This is a genomic window from Corallococcus llansteffanensis (assembly GCF_003612055.1).
Lineage (GTDB): Bacteria > Myxococcota > Myxococcia > Myxococcales > Myxococcaceae > Corallococcus > Corallococcus llansteffanensis.
In genome coordinates this window covers 13,664-32,224 of record NZ_RAWB01000007.1, presented here as the reverse complement: position 1 = coordinate 32,224, position 18,561 = coordinate 13,664, and the positions used below count along the sequence as shown (strand labels likewise).

The window sequence follows — 18,561 nt, the reverse complement described above, 5'->3', positions numbered from 1 at the left end:
CGCGGTAGCGGGCTTCAAGCCGGGGGCTACGGCGTGGTGAACGCGGCGCTGAACGTCTCCGCGCGGGTGAAGGGCAGCAGCTCCCCGCTGACGAAGGGCGCGCGCCAGGGCTCGTAGTTCGGAGAGCCGTCCGCTGCCACGCGCAGGTAGTACGTGGAGCCGGGGACCAGGAGGCCCGGCGGCAGGCGCAGCTCGGTGCGGTCACCCGGCACGGTGAAGCGCGTCTGCACGGTGGTGAAGGAGGTGGTGGGCAGCAGCACGAGCGTCACGATGTAGGCCCGGGGCGTCCCCAGGGTGGGCGGCCGCCAGCTCATCACCGGCTGGTTGGTGCCCACCTGGCGCGACACGTAGGCGTCCACGCCATCGATGCGCAGCTCCCGCGGCGGCGAGATGCCGGGCTGGATGGGCCCGGCGATGAGGCGGTCCAGCCGGTCGGTCACGTTGAAGGTGCCGCTCGGGAAGAAGCTGCGGCCGTTCACGACCACCGGGGAGGAGGCCCGGAACGAATAGGACGCGCTGCTCACCACACCCCAGGTGGAGGGGTAGGGATTGCCGAAGGTGAGCCGGCGCGTGAGGACCCCGTCCTCGCCCCTGGGCAGGTACATGTCGAGCAGCTCCCCCTGGTAGCCCACCCAGCCGTCCTGGAGCCCGTTCGCCGAGGGCACCACCGAGAACGAGGGGTAGTTGAGCGACGCGTTCGGGTTCGCGTCCGTGCGCCAGCGCGTGAACTCCGCCAGGCGCCACTCCAGGGAGAACGAGGTCTGCGGCGCCTGCTGCATCAAACCGCTCAGCGACAGGAACGACGCGCTGTCCGGCGTGTAGTCGAACGCCGGCATGCGCAGGCTCTTCGACACGGCGGCGTACGTCAGCGGCGCACCGCTGCTCGGCGTCGTCCCGGCCGTCGTCACGCTGAGCTGGTTGATGTAGAGCCGGTCCCCCTTGGCCGCGCTCAGCGCGGGCATCGGGTAGCCGGTGCCGCTCTGCACGTAGCCATCCGAGGTGCTGTAGGACGTGCTGCCCACGGGCGGCTCGCTCGAATAGAAGGACAGGTAGGCGAACAAGTCCACGTCGCCGCTGGTGACCTCGAAGGAGCTGCCCGGGCTGGTGACGGACTCGTAGGTCTGCCACGGCGCGAACTGGGAGAGGTTCACCTGCGCGGGCATCTCCACCATGGGGGGATAGACGGCGTCCGCGCGGCCCACGCGGTTGACGCCCAGGTCGAAGCGGCGCTCGTGGGTCAGGTAGTAGCTCCGATTCGAGCGCAGGAAGTACTCCACCTGGGGCACGTTGTCGAAGCGCATGCCACCCGTCACCGGGGTGCCCGTGCGCCTGTCGAAGCCGATGCCGTTGGGGATGAGCAGCTCCAGGTCCTGGCCGGCCAGGCTCTGGGGCACCACCGTCACCGTCCCGTTGCTCGCGTGGAAGCGGCTGTCCGCCGTCACCAGCACGGAGGTGTCCGGCGTCCCCGCATCCGTGCCCCCGTCGGCGTCACCGCAGCCCGGCAGCAGTGGGTCGTCGGTGAAGACCGCCTCCCCTTCGCGAGGGTCCGCCTGCACGACCTCCTGCGGGTTCACTTCATCGGCGGAGGGGTCTCCTCCCGCGCAGCCCAGCCAGGCCGCGCAGACGGGAACGAGCAACAAGGACAAGCGACGCAAGGACATGGAGGGCCCGGGGGTGAAGAGAGGGTTTGACGGTCCGGCCGAGGCCGGACCTGACGACCCCGGATATACGTCAATGGACAGATTCCCTGACTATTTCACCTTGACAGGAATTCAAGTTCTCTCACGGTAATTCCATGGGCAGGTGCCATCCGTTGGAAAGCGGACTATCCTGGCGAGGCAGCACAAACCTTCGAACCAGGACAAGCACATGCGAGTGGCAATCATTGCCGGGCTGATGGCGGTCGGACTGCTGGCGGGCTGTGGCGGCGCGGAAGGAGTGGAGGAGACGGCCAGCCCGGAGGAGCAGGGGCAGGTCCACCAGGGGGTGACGCGCTGGGAGTGCGTCAACGACTGTGACATCAAGTGGATGCAGTGCGTCTATGGCACTGGCGGCACCCCGAAGCCCACCTGCGACAGCTACAAGGCGTTCTGCATCTCCCAGTGTCCCCCCTGACGCTCGCGCGTCATCCCAGGCGACGAGCGCCTGGGGATGGGTCGACTTGATGGGCTGGGAGAGAGCCCGGCCTGCGGCTCAGCGCGAGTGTTGTTTGAAGAAGTCCCACATGAGGGTGGTGCCGTCGGGCCCCGCGGGGTCGGCGAACGGGAAGGCCGGGTCTCCGCCCGGCCATGCGTGCCCCATCCCCTTGACTTCATACTGCTGGAGCAGCAGCACGCCGCCGGTGACGTAGTCCCTCACGGTGTAGTCGCGGCCTCCCGGCGAGGTGGCGTTCACCACGCGGGTGGGCTGGTTCGACACGCTGTTGTTGTCCGCGCCGTCGTCCCCGTAGTCGTTCGTCTGGAGGAACTGTCGCACGGTCTGCGTGCCATTGATGGGGTTGACGACGTTGTCGTTCGTGCCGTGAACGACGAGCACCGGTACCGTCCTGCGCGGCCGTCCCGAGCAGGCCCAGGCGTCATATCCCCGGTCATCCGGCGAATAGATGCTGCCAAACGTCATGGCGTACAGGCTGCCCGACGCCGTGGTGGCCGCCTTGTACATCGCTCCTGCGCCCACCATCCCGGCGGTGAACACGTCCGAATAGCAGGCCATCAGGATGCTCGTCATGACCGCGCCCGCGGAGACGCCTCCCACGTAGACGCGGCGCTCATCCACCGCGTAATGGCTCTTCACCCACTGCACCATGCCGACAATCAATGACGGCTCACCCACCCCACGCTCCTGGTTGACGGAGAACATGAAGTTCCAGCACTGGGTGGCGTTGGAGAAGAGCGCCTGGTTGGGATAGAGCACCAGGAAGCGCTCCGCGTCCGCCTTCTCGTTCAGGCGGGAGAGGCCGGCGAACTGGTCCGGGTTCTGGAGACAGCCATGCAATCCAACGACGAGCGGAAGCTTCTCACCCGGCTGGTAGCCGGTGGGAACCCAGAGCTGGAAGCTCCGCGTGCCCCAGACGCTGCTGTAGCTGCCATGAACCCACGAGCCTGCCTGGGCCGGGGCCGCCGCCAGCACCGCGAACACCACGCACAACCCCACGGCCGCCCGTGAAAGGGCGCTGACCATCCGAGTCACCGACATCTGACTGCCTCCTGCTTCAACGAGGACGCGACATGCGCCCTCGGGAAGTTGCGGATGCGTCGGCTTCGACTTCCCGGAGGAACCCCTCCACCGCCTCCACGACCTGTCCGGGTTGGTCCACGGGCGCGGCATGTCCGGAGTCCGTCAGCACCTGGAGCCGGGCCTTCGCGAGCTGGTCCACGTAGGCCTGCTTCTGGGCCTGGGGCGTGTAGTCCCGCTCGGAGTGCAGCGCCAGCACGGGGCAGGCCACGTCCTTCAGCCGCGTGAGGACGCTCCACCCGAGCAGCCCCCGCGTCGCGCGCAGGTACACGTCCGGATCGTTGGCGCCCAGCGACTCGCGCGCCCTCTTCCGCAGCGCCTCCTGCTCCGGCCGGGGGAACAACTTCGGTGCCAGCAGCTTCGCCAGCCCCCGGGGCCCCAGCACCTTCAACGCCAGCAGTCGCGTCGCGAACGTGAGCTTCTGACGCAGCGTGCGCGGCACCATGTCCGGCCCGCTGTTGATGACGACCAGGCTGCGCACCAGGTCCGGCCGGTCCACCGCGAGCTGGAAGCCCATCATTCCGCCCATGGACAACCCGACGACGTGCACCCCCGTCAGGCCCAGCCCGTCACACAGCGCGGCGATGTCGCAAGCGAAGAGCGCCACGCCATACGCGCCGGCCGGCTTGTCACTGCGGCCGTGGCCCCGGGCGTCGGGGACGAGCACGCGGTGGTGCGCGGACAGCCGCGGCAGCACGCCCTCCCAGTCGCTCCCCGACGACCCCAGCCCGTGGAGCAGCAGCACGGGCACACCCTTGCCCGCTTCCTCGAAGTGGAGGGTGACGCCTTCCGGGGTGCGAAACGTAGGCATCGTCGGAGCCTCGGGGCCCGGCCACTTCGGGATGAACGACCGTTCAGAGGCGCGTTAGACTGCGCTGCCACTGACGTCGATGCAGGCTATCTGAACGAACGTTCGTTTCGCAAGGCCACCCATGTCCTCCCTCCCTCCGTCCCGGCTTCGCGCGCGCAAGGCGGTGCTTCCGTCCTCGGCGGTCCCTGACGGTACCCGTCGGCGCATCCTGGAAGCGGCGCTCCAGCTCTTCGCGAGCCGGGGCTTCCACGGCGCCTCCATCCGGGACCTGGCGACAGCGCTGGAGCTGCGGCCCAGCGCGCTCTACGCGCACTTTGCCTCCAAGGAGCACGTGCTCGCGGAGCTGGTGCGCATGGGCCACGAGGCGCACCACGAGGGGCTGCGCACGGCGTTGCTCGGCGCGGGCTCCGAGCCCACCGAACAGCTCCGGGCGCTCGTCCGCGCGCACACGCTCCTGCACGCGAACCATCCCCAGCTCGCGGTGGTGGTGAACGAGGAGATCCACGCGCTGCCCCCTGAGCTGGCGGCGCCGGCGCTGGCCCTGCGAGAGCAGTCCTCCGCCCTGCTGCTCGCGGTCATCGAGCGGGGCCGGGCCCAGGGGGTGTTCTCGGTGCCGCACGCGGTGGTGACCGCCGCGGCGATCTCCACCATGGGAGTGCGGCTGCCGTACTGGTACGAGCCCTCCCCCGCGCTCGACGTCGACACGCTGGCGGAGCTGCACGTGGAGCTGGCGCTGCGACTGCTGGGGGTCCAGGGCAGGCCCTGAGCCCCGCTCCGGCCGTATGAGCCTGGCCCGGCTCCGTGGCCCCCTGGGCTGACTACAGCGCCGCCTCCAGCGTCTGCTGGATGCTGTTCTTGCGCTCCCGGATGTCGTCGATGTTGGTGGTGGGCCTGTGGTCCAGCGTCAGCACGCCGTCCTCGAACGTCACCATGGAGCTTCCGGACGACACGTCCGCCGTGTTGCGGATGACCACGCGCTTGAGCTTCGACTGGAGCGCCTCGCGCCCCATGTCGTCGATGCAGATGGCCTCGAAGGCCTCGATGAGCGGGGTGAAGTACACCTTGGTGAAGGCCTCCTCGTACAGGTCAGCGCTTCCATCGATGGCGAGGCTCTGCCAGTTGACCTCCACCTGCACCTCATGGTGCGCCGCCGCGTCCAGTTGCTGCTTCAGCTTCGGGTACACCGTGTCCTCGAACTTCTTCGCGGCCCTGCGCTCTGCGAGTCCCATGCGCTCCTCCAGATGTGGATGCGGCCGCCAGTCTGGCCCAGCCTCCCAGGGAATCCCAAGCCCGAAGGCGGGGCGCGCGCCGAGGCGCGGCTATGACACGGAACGGCGGAGCCACTCCTCGAACCGCGTCGTCCCGACCCGCGGTGTGCCCGCCGGCGTGAGCGCGGTGTCGTCCAGCTCCACGCCAAAGTAGCGTGCGTGCGCGTCGGCGATGACCTTGCGCCCATCCTGCTTCGCGCGCAGGTGGCGTTCGACCGCGTCGACCAGGCGCATGCGCTCCGGCCCGGCCACTTCGACGATGCCCTGGACGGGTGCGCCCAGCGCCACTCCGGCCACCGCGTCCGCCACGTCGTCCGACGCGATGGGCTGCATGAGCGCCGTGGAGAGGCGCACCGTGTCCCCTTCTGTTCCCGCCTGCGCGATGCCGCCCATGAACTCGAAGAACTGCGTCGAGCGCACGAGGGTGTACGGAATCCTGCCGGCCGTGATGAGGTTCTCCTGCGCCATCTTGCCGCGGAAGTAGCCGCTGCCCAGAAGCCGCTCGGTGCCCACCACGGACAACGCGACGTGGTGCTTCACGCCGGCCTTCTCTTCCGCCGCGAGGAGATTGCGCCCCGAGGTCTCGAAGAACGCCAGCACGGCGCCGTCTTCGAACGACGGCGAGTTGGCCACATCCACGACCACCTGCGCGCCCGCGAGCGCCTCCGCGAGCCCCTCGCCCGTGAGGGTGTTGACGCCCGAGCTGGGGGCCGCCGCCACCACCTCATGCCCCTGCCCTCGAAGCCTGTTCGCCAGCTTCGTTCCGATGAGGCCGGTGCCGCCAATGACCACGATTTTCATGATTGCCTTTCCGTTGACGGCGGGAAGGTACCGATGAAAGGTTCTGGCAGCCATGCCATCCAACCCTGATTTTCTGCCAACCCCCGGCGGACCGCGCACCGTGCTCTTCGTCGCCTTTCCGGACATGGGGCTCCTGGACCTGACGGGCCCCCAGACGGTGTTCTGGGCCGCGTCGAAGGCCCTGGCCGAGCGCGGAGCGCCGGGGTACGTCCGCCACACGGTGAGCCTGGACGGCGGGCTGGTGCAGACGGCGGAGGGCGTCGCGCTCCAGACGGTGCCGCTCGCCGCGTTCACGAACGTCCCGGTGGACACCGTCGTCGTTCCCGGCTCGCCGAACATCGAGCAGGTGCTGGCCCGCTCGGAGCCGCTGATTGGATGGCTGCGGCGGAAGGCGAAAGCGACCCGCCGCACCGCCGCGGTCTGCAGCGGCACCTTCCTGCTGGCGCAGGCCGGGCTGCTTCACGACAAGCGCGCGGCCACGCATTGGGCCCTGTGCGACCTGCTGCGCGAGCGCTTCCCTTCCATCCAGATCGACCGCGACGCGCTCTTCGTCCGGGAAGGCCCGGTGTGGACCTCCGCCGGAGTCACCGCGGGCATCGACCTCGCCCTCGCCCTGGTGGAGGCGGACCATGGACGCGATCTCTCCCTGAAGGTGGCGCGGGAGCTGGTCGTCTTCTTGAAGCGTCCTGGCGGGCAATCGCAGTTCAGCGAGCTGCTGCAATCACAGACCCGGGACAGCGCCGACTTCGATGAGCTGCACCTGTGGATTTCGGACCACCTGGACAGTGACGACCTCACCGTCGAAACGCTGGCGGACAGGGCCCGCATGAGCCCGCGCAACTTCGCGCGCGTCTACAAGCAGAAGACCGGCCGCACTCCAGCGAAGGCGGTGGAAGTCCTGAGGCTGGAGGCGGCCAGACGGCTGCTGGAGGATTCGAAGCACAACGTCGACCAGGTCGCCCGGAGGTGCGGCTTCGGGACGGAGGAGAGGATGCGCGTGACCTTCCAGCGCAACCTCTCCGTCTCACCGAGGGACTACCGGAAGCGGTTCGCGACGGAGCCAGCAGCTCCGGGTCGTCAGTAGGGGGTGCAGAAGATGCCCACGCAGTCGCCCGCGCCATTGTCTCGCGCGACGTTCCCGCCTCCGTCGAAGGCGGTCGGCGCGTAGATGCCAAAGCCCGTATTGCCCAGGGCGACATTGCCAATCACCGTGGGGGTGCTGGGAGCCAGGACCCGGAGACCGTCCCCGTCATTGCTCAGGAACTGGTTGCCCCGGACAATGCCCGTGAGCGGGACGGTGACGACCCCCGGGCGGTCGGACAGGATCAGGCCGCCCGCGTTGTCATAGAAGGTGTTGCCATCGATGTAGACCGTCTCGGCCGCGGCCTGGAGACTTGAGCCATTGTTGACGGCCATCGAGTTGATCATCGAGAGCCTGAGCGGCTCCCAGACGGGGACGGTCGGGGGCGCGAACGCGGTGTTGTTCGCGATGAGCGTGTTCTCGAACCGCATCTGGCTGCACATACGGGGGCCGGCGCCGTCGTTCGGGATCGTGCTCACGGAGGCGTTCCACGCGAGCATGCTCGACCTGAAGCGGACGTTGCCCTGCCAGCAATAGACGACGTTCCCGTTGGACGTGAAGGTGGAGTCGAGCACGTCGATGTTATGGAAGTCCGCGAACATCGCGGTCCCGTTGTGGGTGAAGACCGACGACCTCACGTCGAACGTACCGTTGGACGCATCGAACTCATTGCCCAACCCGGCGACGTTTCCGCTCAGGCGGCACTCCGTGATGAGGAAGTTCGTAGCACCCCGGTCGTAGACGGCGCGGATGTGGTCGAGGAGCGCGAGCTTGTGCAGCCGGACATGAAGCGCGCTCAACTGGCCCACGAGCCCGTAGTTGAAGCCCTGGATGGTCCCATTGCGGACCATGCTGTCGGCCTCGACCACGATGCCTTGCGAGCCGTCCACCTGCGGGCCGGTGCGGCGCACGGTGTAGCCTCCCAGGTCGAGGACGACGCCTGCCGCGGCGACGCGGAGCGCGTAGGGGACCGTGCCCGGACAGTTGAGATCGCGCGTGAGCTTCGTGTGGTGGGTGAGGGTGTCACCGCACTGGACGGTGGCGCCACTGAGGCTGTACGCAACCTTGGCATTCGCATCGAACGGCACCGCGGCGCTGGCCTGGGCCGTGGTTGTTCCCATGAGCAAGGTGCTCAGGGCCATGACGACGAATCCGCGAGTCTGCTGCATGCTGCCTCCCCGGGCCGGAGGTGCCCGGCCACAAGCAGACAGGCTAGACACGGCGCTCCAGACGGCTTCCCCCCCGGGGGTGGCAGCGCGCTGCCCGGAGCGTGACACCGAGGGGGCTCGGAAGGGCGATGCGGCAGGGAGCCAGCGCCATCAGCTCCCGGGCGCGCGATAGGCCGGGAAGTAGCCCGTGTCGCTGCTGCTCGCCGAGAGGCGGTCATACACCAGGGGGTCGCAGATCAGCTCGTGGGTGTAGAAGTGGGAACTCGCGTTCGCGAAGCTCCGCTTGAACTGCTCGAGGCCGTCGCCCGGCCGGACGCCGCCGCCCAGGTGGAGCGGCAGCCCAAGCCGCGTGCTGAGCTCCACCAGCGCCCCGAAGACGGTGTTCTTGGCCGGCGAGCGCGCCAGGTCCGCATCCGCCGTCCCGCCCAGGTAGTGGTGCAGCAGCCCGTCGCTGGAGACCCCCACCCCCGCGGAGGCGATGTGGCCGTCCGCTGCACGGGTCGTCGCGAGCCAGGCGGCGGGGGAGGAGAACAGCTCCTCGAAGTACGTGTCGGAGAAGAAGTACCGGGAGAGCGCCCCGTCGCGGACCATGGTCTGCCGGTAGACGTCCTTGAAGCCCTCCCGCTCCTCGTGCGAGGCCTCGCGCACCGGGCAGCAGGTGCTCACGAAGCCCAGCCGGGTGTTGCGCCGCATCTGCCGGCGGGCCTCCGCCTGGAATTGGAGGGGCCGGCGGGGGTCGATGAAGAACACCTCGTTGCGCTCCGTCCCACCCGCGAAGCAGCGGGGACCGGCGACGCGGTCGCGCACGAAGAGGCTGACGAGCCCGGTGCCTGCCCAGTCCACGCCGCCCTTCGGCACCTCGCTCAACCCCTCCAGCAACCCGCCGGGGAAGCCGTAGGGGGAGACGGCATCGCGGTACGGCGTCCCCTCGATGGGCCGCACGATGAGCGGCAACCGCAGCGCGCCACCCTCGCCATCCTCGATGACAAGCGTATGCGTCACCCCCTCGGCCCGCAGGTGGTGCGCGGAGCGGAAGTAGTCCTCCGACAGGGCTGACATTCCTTCGTCAGACACCAGGACGGCGTGGCACTGCTTCAGGCGCGAAGGACTGCCCCGCGAGACTTCGGATTGGTTGATCATTCGAGCGCATCCTTTCAATGAGTGGCGCGGAGCCCCCGCCCCCGTGCGCCCGCTTCGGGCGCACGGAGGCCCTCATGCGACGTGTGGCGAGACAGCCGTCCGGACCTGGGCCTTCCGCCGCCACTGGCGGTAGCCGCGCAGCGCGGGCTGCTCGACGCGGTAGGTGATGAAGGTCGCCAGCAGGAGCCCGACGGCGAACGCGACCGCGATGGCTGCCTCGGGGCGCCAACCCGCGGCCTCGAGCCGCCGGATGACGACGTAGCCGATGTTCTGGTGGACCAGGTAGAACGGATAGGAGATGAACCCCATGAAGAGCAGGGGGCGCCAGTTGAGCCAGCGCAACGAGCCCCGGGAGAGCGCATGGGCAAGGCCGAGCACGACCCCGAACACGGGGAGGGGTGCGTTGCTCCCGACGAGCACCTCGTGAGCGAAGCAGACCCCCACCAGCGCCAGCGCGGAGGGGACGGAGACCCTGCCGCGGCTCTGCTGGAAGGCCAGCACTCCCAGCGCGAAGAACTGCAGGTGCGGCCGGCTCGCGAGGCGCGCGACGAAGAGCATTCCCATCGCCTGAGCGGCCAGCTCGGCCAGGGTCTGTAGCGCGACGAGCGCGATGAAGATGGGGATGACCTTGGGGAGCGCCCGCGCGGACGCGAGCACGAACATCAACAGATAGAAGGACAGCTCGATGGTCAGCGTCCAGTACACGGTGTCCACATGCGGGACGCGAAGGAGCTCGTGAAACATGGTCAGGTTGATCAAAGCCGTCTGGAGGCTGAACTCGCGATCCGGCAGCCCGAACAGCGCCACCACCGTGAAGGTGAGCACGACGGCCGTCCAATAGGACGGATAGAGCCGGGCCGCGCGGCTCCACACGAAGTCCCGGGCCCGCGTGATGCGCTCCAGCGACATCAGGATGACGAAGCCGCTGATGGCGAAGAAGAGCTGGACCCCATACTTCCCGATGGGCACCTGCCCCCAGAGGGGGACGGAGTGACCGTAGAGGTCGCTGTATTCGGTCGTGAAGTGATACAGCGCGACAGCCAGTGCCGCGATCCCCCGGAGTGCGTCCAGCTCAACCAGGCGCGGGGGGCTCGCATCCGAGGTGGCGGCAATGCCTGTCATCCGAATTCACCCTTCCTGGATTTCTCCAGCCAGCGCTCGGAGCGTGTCGCAAGGTGGGTGCCGCCCTGTGTTATCACCACGACCCCGGAGGTCGCGGACAGGTGTCTCATTCTCCGCACCCGTCGGCCCTCGCGTCGGAGGCCCGCCGCGGGCCTGCCGCTCGATTCCTTGGCGCGCGATAGGCCAGAAGAAGCAGTCGCCGACGGTGCGGCGGGCCGAGCACCGTCTGCGTTCCCGGCGTGCCAGCTGCTACGCTCGGCGGCGCCCTCCCCGGGAGCTCCGAGCCGATGAAGCGTGTCCTCCTCGCCCTGCTGGTCCTCCTGCTGCTCCTCGTGGGCGTCCTCGTCGTCCGCACGCTGCGCTTCGGCTCGCGGCAGGTGCCCACCGAGCCCGCCGAATCCTTCCCGGTGGACGCCACCGCGGCCGCGGGCCGCCTCGCCGAGGCGCTGCGCCACCGCACCATCGCCGCCTCCGACGGCACGGGCACGGAGGACGCCGCCTTCCAGGCGCTGCACGCCCAGCTCGTCACCGGGTTCCCCCGCGTGCACGCGCAGCTCGGGCACGAGGCCGTGGGCGCGCACGCGCACCTCTATACGTGGAAGGGGACGGAGCCCGGACTGCCTCCCGTGCTGCTCATGGGCCACCTGGACGTGGTGCCCGTGGAGGCGGAGGCCACCTGGAGCCACCCGCCCTTCGGCGGTGGGGTGGCGGACGGCTACGTCCACGGGCGCGGCGCGCTGGACGACAAGGGCAGCGTGCTCGCCATCCTCGAGGCCGTGGAGGGCCTGCTCGCCCAGGGCCACCGCCCGCGACGCACGGTGCTGCTCGCCTTCGGCGCGGACGAGGAGGTGGGCGGGCACGACGGCGCCGTCCGCGTGGCCGCGCTGCTGCGCGAGCGCGGCGTGCGCCTCGAGTCGGTGCTGGACGAGGGAGGCCCCATCGGCGAGGGGCTCGTGCCCGGCGTGACCGCACCGGTGGCGCTGGTGGGCGTGGCGGAGAAGGGCTCGGCGCGCGTGGAGCTGGTGGTGCGGAGCGCGGGCGGGCACGCGTCCATGCCGCCGCGGCAGACGGCTGTGGGCATCCTCTCCCGCGCCCTCGTGCAGTTGGAGGAGCACCCCTTCGAGCCCGGGCTGCGCGGCGGGACGCAGTCGCTGTTCGAGTACGTGGGGCCGGAGATGGCCTTCGGCATGCGCCTGCTCTTCGCCAACACCTGGCTCTTCGCGCCCCTCATCGAGCGGCGGATGGCCGCGGTGCCCTCCACGGACGCCAGCATCCGCACCACCACCGCGGCCACCATGCTCGAGGGCAGCCCCAAGCCCAACGTGCTGCCCTCGCAAGCGCGCGCGGTGCTCAACATTCGCCCCCTGCCGGGCGACAGCCTGGAGGACGTGCGCACCCACGTGCGCGAGGTGGTGGACGACGCGCGCGTGGAGCTGCACGCCGAGGGCCACGAGGCCTCGCCGGTGTCGCGCCTGGACACGGAGGGCTGGCGGCAACTGCAGCGCAGCATCCGCCAGGTGTTCCCGGACGTGCTGGTGGCGCCCTTCCTCACCGTGGCGTACACCGACGCGCGCCACTTCTACCCCTTGAGCGACAGCGTGTACCGCTTCATGCCGGTGCGCATGACCCGCGAGGATCTCGCGCGCATGCACGGCCGCGACGAGCGGGTGTCCGTCGAGGATCACGCAGCCGCCATCCGCTTCTACGCGCAGTACCTGCGCAACATCACGCGCTAGCGCGACAGCGGCAGCAGCAGACCTCCGCGCGCGCCACGCCCCCGCGTCAGCGCGCGGCACCCGCGCCTACGCCGCGACGACCCGCAGCAGCTCGTCGAGGCGGGTGAGGACGAGCGTGGGCGCGCGCGAGCGCAGCAGCGCCTCCGTCGCGTAGCCCCACGTCACCGCGGCGGTGGGGATGCCCTCGGCCGCGGCGGCCTCGATGTCGCGCACCTCGTCGCCCACGGAGAGGGCCTCCGTGGCATGCACACCCGCCGCCTTCAGCACCTTCCGGAACTTCGCGCGCTTGCCGAAGACACCCGCGCCGCACGCGTAGTGATGGATGCGCACGGACGCCACCGGCCCCAGCACGCGCCGCACGTTCTGCTCCGAGTTGGAGCTCACCACGGCGAGGATGATGCCCCGCGCCTGCAGCTGCTCGAGCAGCGCCTCCACGCCCGGGAAGAGCGGGATGCGGTGCGCGTCGCGCATGACGAGCTTGCGCATGTGCGCGGCGATGAAGGGCATCTTCCAGACGGGCACGCCGAGCCGCGCGACGATGGCCCGGTTGTCCTGCCCGCGCAGCGCCTCGAGTTCCTCCGGGCTGACGCTGCGAAAGCCGTAGCGCCGGGCCACGTCGTGGAAGACGCCGCGCATCCAGTCCGCGCTGTCCGCGAGCGTGCCGTCGAAGTCGAAGATGACCAGCCTGTATCCCATGGGTTCCTTCTCGTGCCAGGTCTTCGCGGGTGCGCGCGGCATGCCGAGCATAGGACGGAGGGGGTCCTCAAGTATCTCTGGCTATCCCATTAAAACTGTCTAAGCATCTTGGCGCCTTGGATTGTCCTCCACCGGGTCTTCCCTGGTGGAGCCATGGAGGTCACGATGAAGCTCGCGGCGCTGTCCCTTCGTTTTGTCTGCCTTTTCTCCCTCGCCTCGCTCGGCTGTGGCGCGCCGGAGCGGGAGGAACCCGCTGCTCCAGCCGCGTCGGCGTCGGTCGAAAGCGACTTCCGCTGCGAGCCGCTGTCCGCCGAGGCGCTGCGAGTTCCCGCGCCCCCGGCCGCGTGGGGGGTCGGGCCGTCCGCGAGCGCCGTCACGCCCTCCGGGGCGCGCCCCTGTCCCACCGGGCAGGTGCCCCGGGCGGTGAGCCATCCGGAGCCGCGGCACCACCGCGCACCCATGCTGGCCGCGAACGTGCCTGCCAGCCGCCCCGTGTCGGCGAGCGCTGACGCCTACTACTACGCGGGCGTGATGAAGCCGACGGCGGACACCGGCTTCCGGCTCGGCGTGGGGGCGCTCATCCAGATCGCCAACCCGGCGGTCGCCAACTGGGGCGACCAGGTCACGGCGGAGACGGCCATCGTCCAGGGCGCCAACACGTCGCTCGTGGAGGTGGGCTATCGCAAATGGCAGACGACGTACCCGACCCTGCTGCTCGGCAACTGGGTGGGCGGGGTGTTCAAGCACGTCACCGGCTGGGTGCAGACCCATCCCAGCTACTACCCGGGCATGGACCTGACCGCGTATGTGGGGGTGAAGGTCCGCTTCTACATCCTCTACTCGGGCGGGAACTGGTGGGTGTGGTTCAACGACGGCTGGATGGGCTACTTCCCCGGCTCGCTGTGGGGCGGGAGCTTCACGTCGGGCGACATGGCCCACTGGTACGGCGAGGTGTTTGACTATGGCGCGCGGGTGCCGCCCATCACCGACATGGGCAACGGCCTGTTCGCCGCCGACCCGGCCGCCTCCGCCATCGACGAGATGTGCACCCACTCGGGGACCACCTGCTACCTCATGAGCGGCGCGTGGACGTCGACCACCCACGCCGCCTACTACAGCCTCTCCTACCCGGGCGGCGCGTCGCTCCGTTACGGCGGCAACGGCGGCGGGTAGTCGCCGGAGGCCGGCGGCTCAGCCGATCACATACAAGCGGTTCGGGATGCCCTCGGAGTCGATGACGCGCTCCAGGCGCATCCCGAGCCGCTCCGCCACGCGGATGGACGCGGAGTTCTCCGGGTGGATGATGGCCACCAGGGGAACGTGCGGAAGGTGCCGGGCCGCCAGCGCCAGGGCGACGCGGGACACCTCCGTCGCGTACCCGGAGCCCCAGGTCTGGGGACTGAAGCGGTAGGCGAGGTTGAGCACGCGCTGGCCTTCAAGTTCTTTGTGGCGCACGCCGCCCAGGCCCACGACGACGCCGGGGGCCTCGAGCCGCTCCACCAACCAGTAGCCCACGCCTTCGCGCGCCCAGTCCTCCAGCCAGAGGCCGAGCATCTTGCGCGCGTCCTCCCGGGTGCGCATGTAGCCGGCGCGGCTGAACCGGTTCGTCGCCGGATCCGCATGGAGGGCGAAGACCGCCTCCAGGTCGCTGTCGCGGACGGCGCGCAGCAGCAGCCGTTCAGTGGTCGCGCGTTCGAAGTCCTGGATCATGGCCCCCAGCATAGAGAGACCTGGCGGAGTTCGGGGTTCACACGTAGCCCAGGGTGAAGCGCACGGTGGCGCCCCGGCGCTCCACCTGCTCGGTCGTGACGATCTTCCCGAAGCCGAGCAGGAAGCCGCGGAACACACCGGTGAGCAGCGCGGGCGGCACGCGCGTGTCGCACTCCAGCACCACCCTGTCGCGGGTGAAGCTGATGGTGCGGATCAACTCGGCGGCTGGCACGTCGCGCACCACGTCCCGCGTCAGCGCTTCGAAGTTGCCGAAGATCTTCTCCAGCGAGTCGAAGCCTGCCGCCTTGCTGAGCGGCAGCGTCTGGAGCGCCGACGTCTGGCCGATGGCGGCGAGGGTCTGGTCGCCCAGCTTCGCGTGGAACTCCCCCACCACCTTCACGTACTCATCCCACTCGTACCAGACGTCATCCCGCATCGCGTCGATGCGCTTGCGCTGCTGCGGAAAGAGCAGCGCGGTGCTCGCGCCCAACATGGATCCGATGACGGCCTTGAAATACGCCCCGAGCAACTGTCCCGCCATGTGAACCATCCCCCCCACGCGCGGTGCGCGTGATACATCCTGAGACAGCGATGATGACGGATTCGAGTCGCTGGATGTATTGGGTCCTGGCAACCTCAGGCAGGCCGCTCGGTCCTGTCAGGGCCGGCTCGCCTGGCAGCTTGGGATTCCTGGGAAGCCTGCGCTGACTGGCGCTCCGCGCGCCGGCTGCCGAGCCAGCGCGAGTACACCTGGGTGAACTCCGCCCCAAGGAAGAGCAGCTGCGAGGAGTAGTAGACCCACAGCAGCAGCACCGCGAAGGAGCCGGCGGCCCCGTACGCGGAGGAGACGCTGCTCTTGCCCAGGTACAGGCCGATGCCGAGCTTGCCGAGGCTGAAGAGGAAGCTCGTCACCGCCGCGCCGAGCCACACGTCCTTCCAGGCGACGCGCGTGTCGGGCAGGACCTTGTAGATCATCGCGAAGAGCACCGTGGTCACGCAGAAGGCGATGGCCAGGTTCACCAGCTGCAGCACCGTCTCCCAGCCGGGCATCAGGCCCATGAGGAAGGTGCCGGCGGCGGACAGCGCCGCGCTCAGCACGAGCGACACGAGCAGCAGGAAGCCGATGCCCAGCACCATCGCGAAGGAGAGCAGGCGCTGGCGCACGAAGGCGAGCACCCCGTTCATCGGCTTCTTCTTCACCTTCCAGATGGTGTTGAGCGAGTCCTGGAGCTGGGCGAAGACACCCGTGGCGGCGAAGGCGAGCACGAGGAGGCCGACGACGGTGGCGAGGATGCCCGAGCGGGGCTTGCTCGCGCTGGCCACCAGGTCCTCGATGACCTTCGCGCCCGCATCCCCGATGAGGCTCTGCAATTGCTTCTGGATCTCCCCCTGCGCCGCCTCCTGCCCGAACACGAGGCCCGCCACGGCGATGGCGATGATGAGCATCGGCGCCACGGAGAACAGCGTGTAGTACGCGAGCGCCGCCGCCTGCGCGGGCACGTTGTCGTCCACCCATTCCGAGAGGGTCTGCTTCAGCAGGGACCCAACGTGGTGAGGCCTCATCGAGCAGGCACCGGAGGGGACCTACTGCGTGGCCTGCTCGGACAGCAGCCGCACGTTGAGCGCGCCGTTGGCGAAGAACTGGCTGTTGCGCCCCACGGTGTGCGCCTCCAGGCGGCGCTGGAGGCTGATGTCGTAGCGGCCGAGCTTCATCAGCCCGTCATTGAACCAGCCGTCTCCGGCTCCCGAGCCATCCACGTACTCCGCATAGCTCTTGGCCGCGGGCCAGATGATGGTGTCGAGCGTCACGATGAACCGGCGGATGTCATTGTCCGTCCACATCATGTCCGCGGCGTGCGCCTCGACGATGAAGGCCAGCACGCCGTTCGCGTGCGCCACGTCCTGACCGGGCTGGGAGTACGAGCCCCACTTCTCGCTCCAGAAGTAGGCCTTCGGGTGGTCGGGGTTGAGCTCCAGCTGCGCGCGCAGGGACGACGGGAAGTTCGGCAGGCCCTGGTTGATGTTGTTGAAGACCTCCATGTAGAGGGCCTTGCGCAGGGGGTCCGTGGTCATCTTCGACAGGTCCATGGCGATGAAGGCCCAGTGCGCGGCCATGTGCGTGCGGTTGCGATAGAGGTACTCGTTCGACCCGCGCAGGAACCACTTCTCGAAGAGGTTCTTCTCCGTGAACGCCAGCAGCCGCTCGTACTGCGAGCGGTAGACGTCGGAGGTGTAGAGCTCGGGCGTCTCGCGGATGACGCGCAGCATCCGTGTCACGTAGCGCCAGCAATAGCTCTCATACAGCGGCACCTCCTGTCCCGGTGGCTCCGAGAGCCTCGAGGGCCAGCCCAGGTACCCGTCCTTGAACTGGCTCTGGGAAAGCGCCGAGGAGGGCCTGGCGCTGGCCACCAGGTTGTTGACGTAGAGCAGGGCCCGGTCGAGGTACGGCGTCCTCCTGGTGGCCCGGTACATCGCGGTGTTGGCGTCGATGCCGTAGGCCAGGTTGTAGAAGTCCCAGCTGTCGCGCGAGTTGCTCCAGGGCAGGAAGTCCCGGGCGTGCTCACGCCCCCATTCCGACAGGAACAGCCGCTCCCAGGCCCCGACGGTGCGAAGCCCCGCGGGGGCTGGAGGCACCGGCGGTGGGGGCGTGGGTGAAGGAGGCGGCTCCACGTCCGGCGAAGGCTCCCCTGGAAGGACCCGCTCACCGGGGGCCTCCTCGATTCTTCCCACGGTCTCACATGCGGCGCACAGCAACAGCGCGAGCAGCAGGACCGGGGGCCTGGCGAAGCGAGAGGGGCATGGGCTGCGGGTGTTCGACATCGAGGCGGCCTCTGGTCGGTTCAGGGTGCCGTGGAAGGGTAGGTGCGCTCGGGGGCCGTCCCAATGCCCCCCAGGGAACAGACGCGCTTCCAGGACAGGACGCTTGCATGCCCCCAGCGTCCGAGCCCCCGCGACGTGACGTGGAGGTTCGGACAGACGGAGTGTTCAGCACCGACTTCCGAGGCAGGGATCTGCTCGCCCTACTTCTCGCGCAGGGCCGTGAGCACTTCGCGCGCGGTGGCGGCGGACGACGCCGGGTTCTGGCCCGTGACGAGCCGCCCGTCGCGCACCGTGAAGCTGCCCCACAGCGGGCCGAACTCGTAGCGGGCGCCGAGCTCGCGCAGCCGGGTCTCCAGCGCGAAGGGAACGACGGTGTCGAACTTCGCCGCCTTCTCCTCGGCGTTGCTGAAGGCCGCCAGGCGCTTGCCGGCCACGAGCGGCTTGCCGTCCGGCCCCTTCACGCCCACCAGCGCCGCCGGTCCATGGCAGACCGCCGCGACCACCGAGCCCCGCGCGTAGCCGGCCGACAGCAGCTGGTGCAGGGGCGTGTGCGTCGCCAGGTCCCACATCACGCCGTGCCCGCCCACCACGAAGTACGCGTCGTAGGTGTCCTTCACGTCGGACAGCTTGAGCGTGTTCGCCAGCTTCTTCGTGGCCTGCGCGTCGGCGAGGAAGGCCTTCGTCTCCGCGCTCGGTTCCTTCTCGCTGCGCGGATCCGCGGGCGCCTTGCCGCCCAGGGGCGACGCGATGTCCACCTGCGCTCCGGCCTGGGTGAACGCCTCGTAGGGCGCGGCGAGCTCCTCCAGCCAGAAGCCCGTGCGCTCCCCGGTCGTTCCGAACTGCGAGTGGCTGGTGACAATCAGCAGGATCTTCACGGCGGTCAGGACCTTCATGGCGTGACTCCTTCATGGCCCCCACGGACGGAGGCGATGGGCCCATGAGTACGCCCGGAGCAGGGCCCAGAAAACCGAGA

At 69.3% G+C, this 18,561-nt stretch carries 19 protein-coding genes; 5 read left to right on the top strand and 14 right to left on the bottom strand.

The features are described 5' to 3' along the window. Nucleotides 1–26 precede the first annotated feature (26 nt). Nucleotides 27–1,661 (bottom strand): fibronectin type III domain-containing protein, encoded by a 1,635-nt coding sequence (locus D7V93_RS01370; RefSeq protein WP_147450993.1) that lies wholly within the window; start codon nt 1,659–1,661, stop codon nt 27–29. A 208-nt stretch (nt 1,662–1,869) separates the two neighbouring features. Between D7V93_RS01370 and D7V93_RS01365 the strand changes: the two genes are divergently transcribed. After that, a complete protein-coding gene (locus D7V93_RS01365; RefSeq protein WP_147450992.1) occupies nt 1,870–2,115 on the top strand; it encodes a hypothetical protein in 246 nt (81 codons plus the stop codon). Nucleotides 2,116–2,193: 78 nt separating this feature from the next. Here the strand turns inward: D7V93_RS01365 and D7V93_RS01360 are convergent, their stop codons facing one another. Together D7V93_RS01360 and D7V93_RS01355 are read right to left on the bottom strand one after the other, a co-directional pair. Then, a complete protein-coding gene (locus tag D7V93_RS01360; RefSeq protein WP_120641597.1) occupies nt 2,194–3,195 on the bottom strand; it encodes an extracellular catalytic domain type 1 short-chain-length polyhydroxyalkanoate depolymerase in 1,002 nt (333 codons plus the stop codon). Nucleotides 3,196–3,211: 16 nt separating this feature from the next. Next, on the bottom strand, nt 3,212–4,045 hold the full coding sequence (locus D7V93_RS01355; RefSeq protein WP_120641596.1) for an alpha/beta fold hydrolase: 834 nt from the start codon (nt 4,043–4,045) through the stop codon (nt 3,212–3,214). 121 nt (nt 4,046–4,166) lie between these two features. Between D7V93_RS01355 and D7V93_RS01350 the strand changes: the two genes are divergently transcribed. After that, complete coding sequence (locus tag D7V93_RS01350) at nt 4,167–4,811, top strand: TetR/AcrR family transcriptional regulator (protein WP_120641595.1); 645 nt, start codon at nt 4,167–4,169, stop codon at nt 4,809–4,811. A gap of 52 nt (nt 4,812–4,863) precedes the next feature. Here D7V93_RS01350 and D7V93_RS01345 read toward each other — a convergent pair whose 3' ends face one another. Both D7V93_RS01345 and D7V93_RS01340 read right to left on the bottom strand, forming a co-directional pair. Continuing rightward, entirely contained in the window at nt 4,864–5,274 is a 411-nt protein-coding gene (locus D7V93_RS01345; RefSeq protein WP_120641594.1) for a hypothetical protein, read from the bottom strand. Nucleotides 5,275–5,364: 90 nt separating this feature from the next. Continuing rightward, nucleotides 5,365–6,114, bottom strand: a complete 750-nt coding sequence (locus D7V93_RS01340; protein WP_120641593.1) for an SDR family oxidoreductase — start codon at nt 6,112–6,114, stop codon at nt 5,365–5,367. Nucleotides 6,115–6,214: 100 nt separating this feature from the next. Here D7V93_RS01340 and D7V93_RS01335 point away from each other — a divergent pair, with 100 nt between their 5' ends. Beyond that, a complete protein-coding gene (locus D7V93_RS01335) occupies nt 6,215–7,198 on the top strand; it encodes a GlxA family transcriptional regulator (protein WP_244237050.1) in 984 nt (327 codons plus the stop codon). Here the strand turns inward: D7V93_RS01335 and D7V93_RS01330 are convergent. The 3 genes from D7V93_RS01330 to D7V93_RS01320 all read right to left on the bottom strand — a co-directional run bounded on the left by D7V93_RS01330 (nt 7,192) and on the right by D7V93_RS01320 (nt 10,626). Further along, nucleotides 7,192–8,337, bottom strand: coding sequence for a right-handed parallel beta-helix repeat-containing protein (locus D7V93_RS01330; protein WP_341870902.1), 1,146 nt, complete (start codon nt 8,335–8,337; stop codon nt 7,192–7,194). The two genes, D7V93_RS01335 and D7V93_RS01330, sit on opposite strands and share 7 nt — an antisense overlap. 177 nt (nt 8,338–8,514) lie before the next feature. Beyond that, the gene (locus D7V93_RS01325) at nt 8,515–9,423 is read right to left on the bottom strand and encodes a GNAT family N-acetyltransferase (RefSeq protein ID WP_244237049.1); all 909 of its coding nucleotides are present in this window, start codon (nt 9,421–9,423) and stop codon (nt 8,515–8,517) included. A 153-nt stretch (nt 9,424–9,576) separates the two neighbouring features. Continuing rightward, nucleotides 9,577–10,626: an acyltransferase family protein gene (locus tag D7V93_RS01320; RefSeq protein WP_120641589.1), complete on the bottom strand. Its 1,050-nt coding sequence runs from the start codon at nt 10,624–10,626 to the stop codon at nt 9,577–9,579. Nucleotides 10,627–10,913: 287 nt separating this feature from the next. Between D7V93_RS01320 and D7V93_RS01315 the strand changes: the two genes are divergently transcribed. Further along, complete coding sequence (locus D7V93_RS01315; RefSeq protein WP_120641588.1) at nt 10,914–12,362, top strand: M20 family peptidase; 1,449 nt, start codon at nt 10,914–10,916, stop codon at nt 12,360–12,362. A 66-nt stretch (nt 12,363–12,428) separates the two neighbouring features. On the opposite strand, the gene D7V93_RS01310 is transcribed toward D7V93_RS01315, so the two are convergent. Further along, nucleotides 12,429–13,058, bottom strand: a complete 630-nt coding sequence (locus D7V93_RS01310) for an HAD hydrolase-like protein (protein WP_120641612.1) — start codon at nt 13,056–13,058, stop codon at nt 12,429–12,431. A 153-nt stretch (nt 13,059–13,211) separates the two neighbouring features. On the opposite strand from D7V93_RS01310, the gene D7V93_RS01305 reads away from it, so the two are divergent. Then, entirely contained in the window at nt 13,212–14,231 is a 1,020-nt protein-coding gene (locus D7V93_RS01305) for a neprosin family prolyl endopeptidase (RefSeq protein ID WP_120641587.1), read from the top strand. Between the two features lie 18 nt (nt 14,232–14,249). On the opposite strand, the gene D7V93_RS01300 is transcribed toward D7V93_RS01305, so the two are convergent. The 5 genes from D7V93_RS01300 to D7V93_RS01280 all read right to left on the bottom strand — a co-directional run bounded on the left by D7V93_RS01300 (nt 14,250) and on the right by D7V93_RS01280 (nt 18,481). Continuing rightward, a complete protein-coding gene (locus D7V93_RS01300) occupies nt 14,250–14,768 on the bottom strand; it encodes a GNAT family N-acetyltransferase (RefSeq protein ID WP_120641611.1) in 519 nt (172 codons plus the stop codon). Between the two features lie 37 nt (nt 14,769–14,805). Further along, complete coding sequence (locus D7V93_RS01295) at nt 14,806–15,309, bottom strand: hypothetical protein (RefSeq protein WP_147450991.1); 504 nt, start codon at nt 15,307–15,309, stop codon at nt 14,806–14,808. Between the two features lie 95 nt (nt 15,310–15,404). Next, nucleotides 15,405–16,331, bottom strand: coding sequence for a YihY/virulence factor BrkB family protein (locus tag D7V93_RS01290; RefSeq protein WP_120641585.1), 927 nt, complete (start codon nt 16,329–16,331; stop codon nt 15,405–15,407). A 21-nt stretch (nt 16,332–16,352) separates the two neighbouring features. Then, nucleotides 16,353–17,588, bottom strand: coding sequence for a hypothetical protein (locus D7V93_RS01285; RefSeq protein ID WP_120641584.1), 1,236 nt, complete (start codon nt 17,586–17,588; stop codon nt 16,353–16,355). A 200-nt stretch (nt 17,589–17,788) separates the two neighbouring features. Beyond that, a complete protein-coding gene (locus D7V93_RS01280) occupies nt 17,789–18,481 on the bottom strand; it encodes a type 1 glutamine amidotransferase domain-containing protein (protein ID WP_120641583.1) in 693 nt (230 codons plus the stop codon). Between the last annotated feature and the right edge of the window lie 80 nt (nt 18,482–18,561).

What these genes read in the sequence shown, in the direction of transcription:
- D7V93_RS01370 (WP_147450993.1), bottom strand. Translation starts at nt 1,661, where the DNA reads ATGTCCTTGCGTCGCTTGTCCTTGTTGCTCGTTCCCGTCTGCGCGGCC.
- D7V93_RS01365 (WP_147450992.1), top strand. Translation starts at nt 1,870, where the DNA reads ATGCGAGTGGCAATCATTGCCGGGCTGATGGCGGTCGGACTGCTGGCG.
- D7V93_RS01360 (WP_120641597.1), bottom strand. Translation starts at nt 3,195, where the DNA reads ATGTCGGTGACTCGGATGGTCAGCGCCCTTTCACGGGCGGCCGTGGGG.
- D7V93_RS01355 (WP_120641596.1), bottom strand. Translation starts at nt 4,045, where the DNA reads ATGCCTACGTTTCGCACCCCGGAAGGCGTCACCCTCCACTTCGAGGAA.
- D7V93_RS01350 (WP_120641595.1), top strand. Translation starts at nt 4,167, where the DNA reads ATGTCCTCCCTCCCTCCGTCCCGGCTTCGCGCGCGCAAGGCGGTGCTT.
- D7V93_RS01345 (WP_120641594.1), bottom strand. Translation starts at nt 5,274, where the DNA reads ATGGGACTCGCAGAGCGCAGGGCCGCGAAGAAGTTCGAGGACACGGTG.
- D7V93_RS01340 (WP_120641593.1), bottom strand. Translation starts at nt 6,114, where the DNA reads ATGAAAATCGTGGTCATTGGCGGCACCGGCCTCATCGGAACGAAGCTG.
- D7V93_RS01330 (WP_341870902.1), bottom strand. Translation starts at nt 8,337, where the DNA reads ATGGCCCTGAGCACCTTGCTCATGGGAACAACCACGGCCCAGGCCAGC.
- D7V93_RS01325 (WP_244237049.1), bottom strand. Translation starts at nt 9,423, where the DNA reads ATGTCAGCCCTGTCGGAGGACTACTTCCGCTCCGCGCACCACCTGCGG.
- D7V93_RS01320 (WP_120641589.1), bottom strand. Translation starts at nt 10,626, where the DNA reads ATGACAGGCATTGCCGCCACCTCGGATGCGAGCCCCCCGCGCCTGGTT.
- D7V93_RS01315 (WP_120641588.1), top strand. Translation starts at nt 10,914, where the DNA reads ATGAAGCGTGTCCTCCTCGCCCTGCTGGTCCTCCTGCTGCTCCTCGTG.
- D7V93_RS01310 (WP_120641612.1), bottom strand. Translation starts at nt 13,058, where the DNA reads ATGGGATACAGGCTGGTCATCTTCGACTTCGACGGCACGCTCGCGGAC.
- D7V93_RS01305 (WP_120641587.1), top strand. Translation starts at nt 13,212, where the DNA reads ATGGAGGTCACGATGAAGCTCGCGGCGCTGTCCCTTCGTTTTGTCTGC.
- D7V93_RS01300 (WP_120641611.1), bottom strand. Translation starts at nt 14,768, where the DNA reads ATGATCCAGGACTTCGAACGCGCGACCACTGAACGGCTGCTGCTGCGC.
- D7V93_RS01295 (WP_147450991.1), bottom strand. Translation starts at nt 15,309, where the DNA reads ATGGCGGGACAGTTGCTCGGGGCGTATTTCAAGGCCGTCATCGGATCC.
- D7V93_RS01290 (WP_120641585.1), bottom strand. Translation starts at nt 16,331, where the DNA reads ATGAGGCCTCACCACGTTGGGTCCCTGCTGAAGCAGACCCTCTCGGAA.
- D7V93_RS01285 (WP_120641584.1), bottom strand. Translation starts at nt 17,588, where the DNA reads ATGTCGAACACCCGCAGCCCATGCCCCTCTCGCTTCGCCAGGCCCCCG.
- D7V93_RS01280 (WP_120641583.1), bottom strand. Translation starts at nt 18,481, where the DNA reads ATGAAGGTCCTGACCGCCGTGAAGATCCTGCTGATTGTCACCAGCCAC.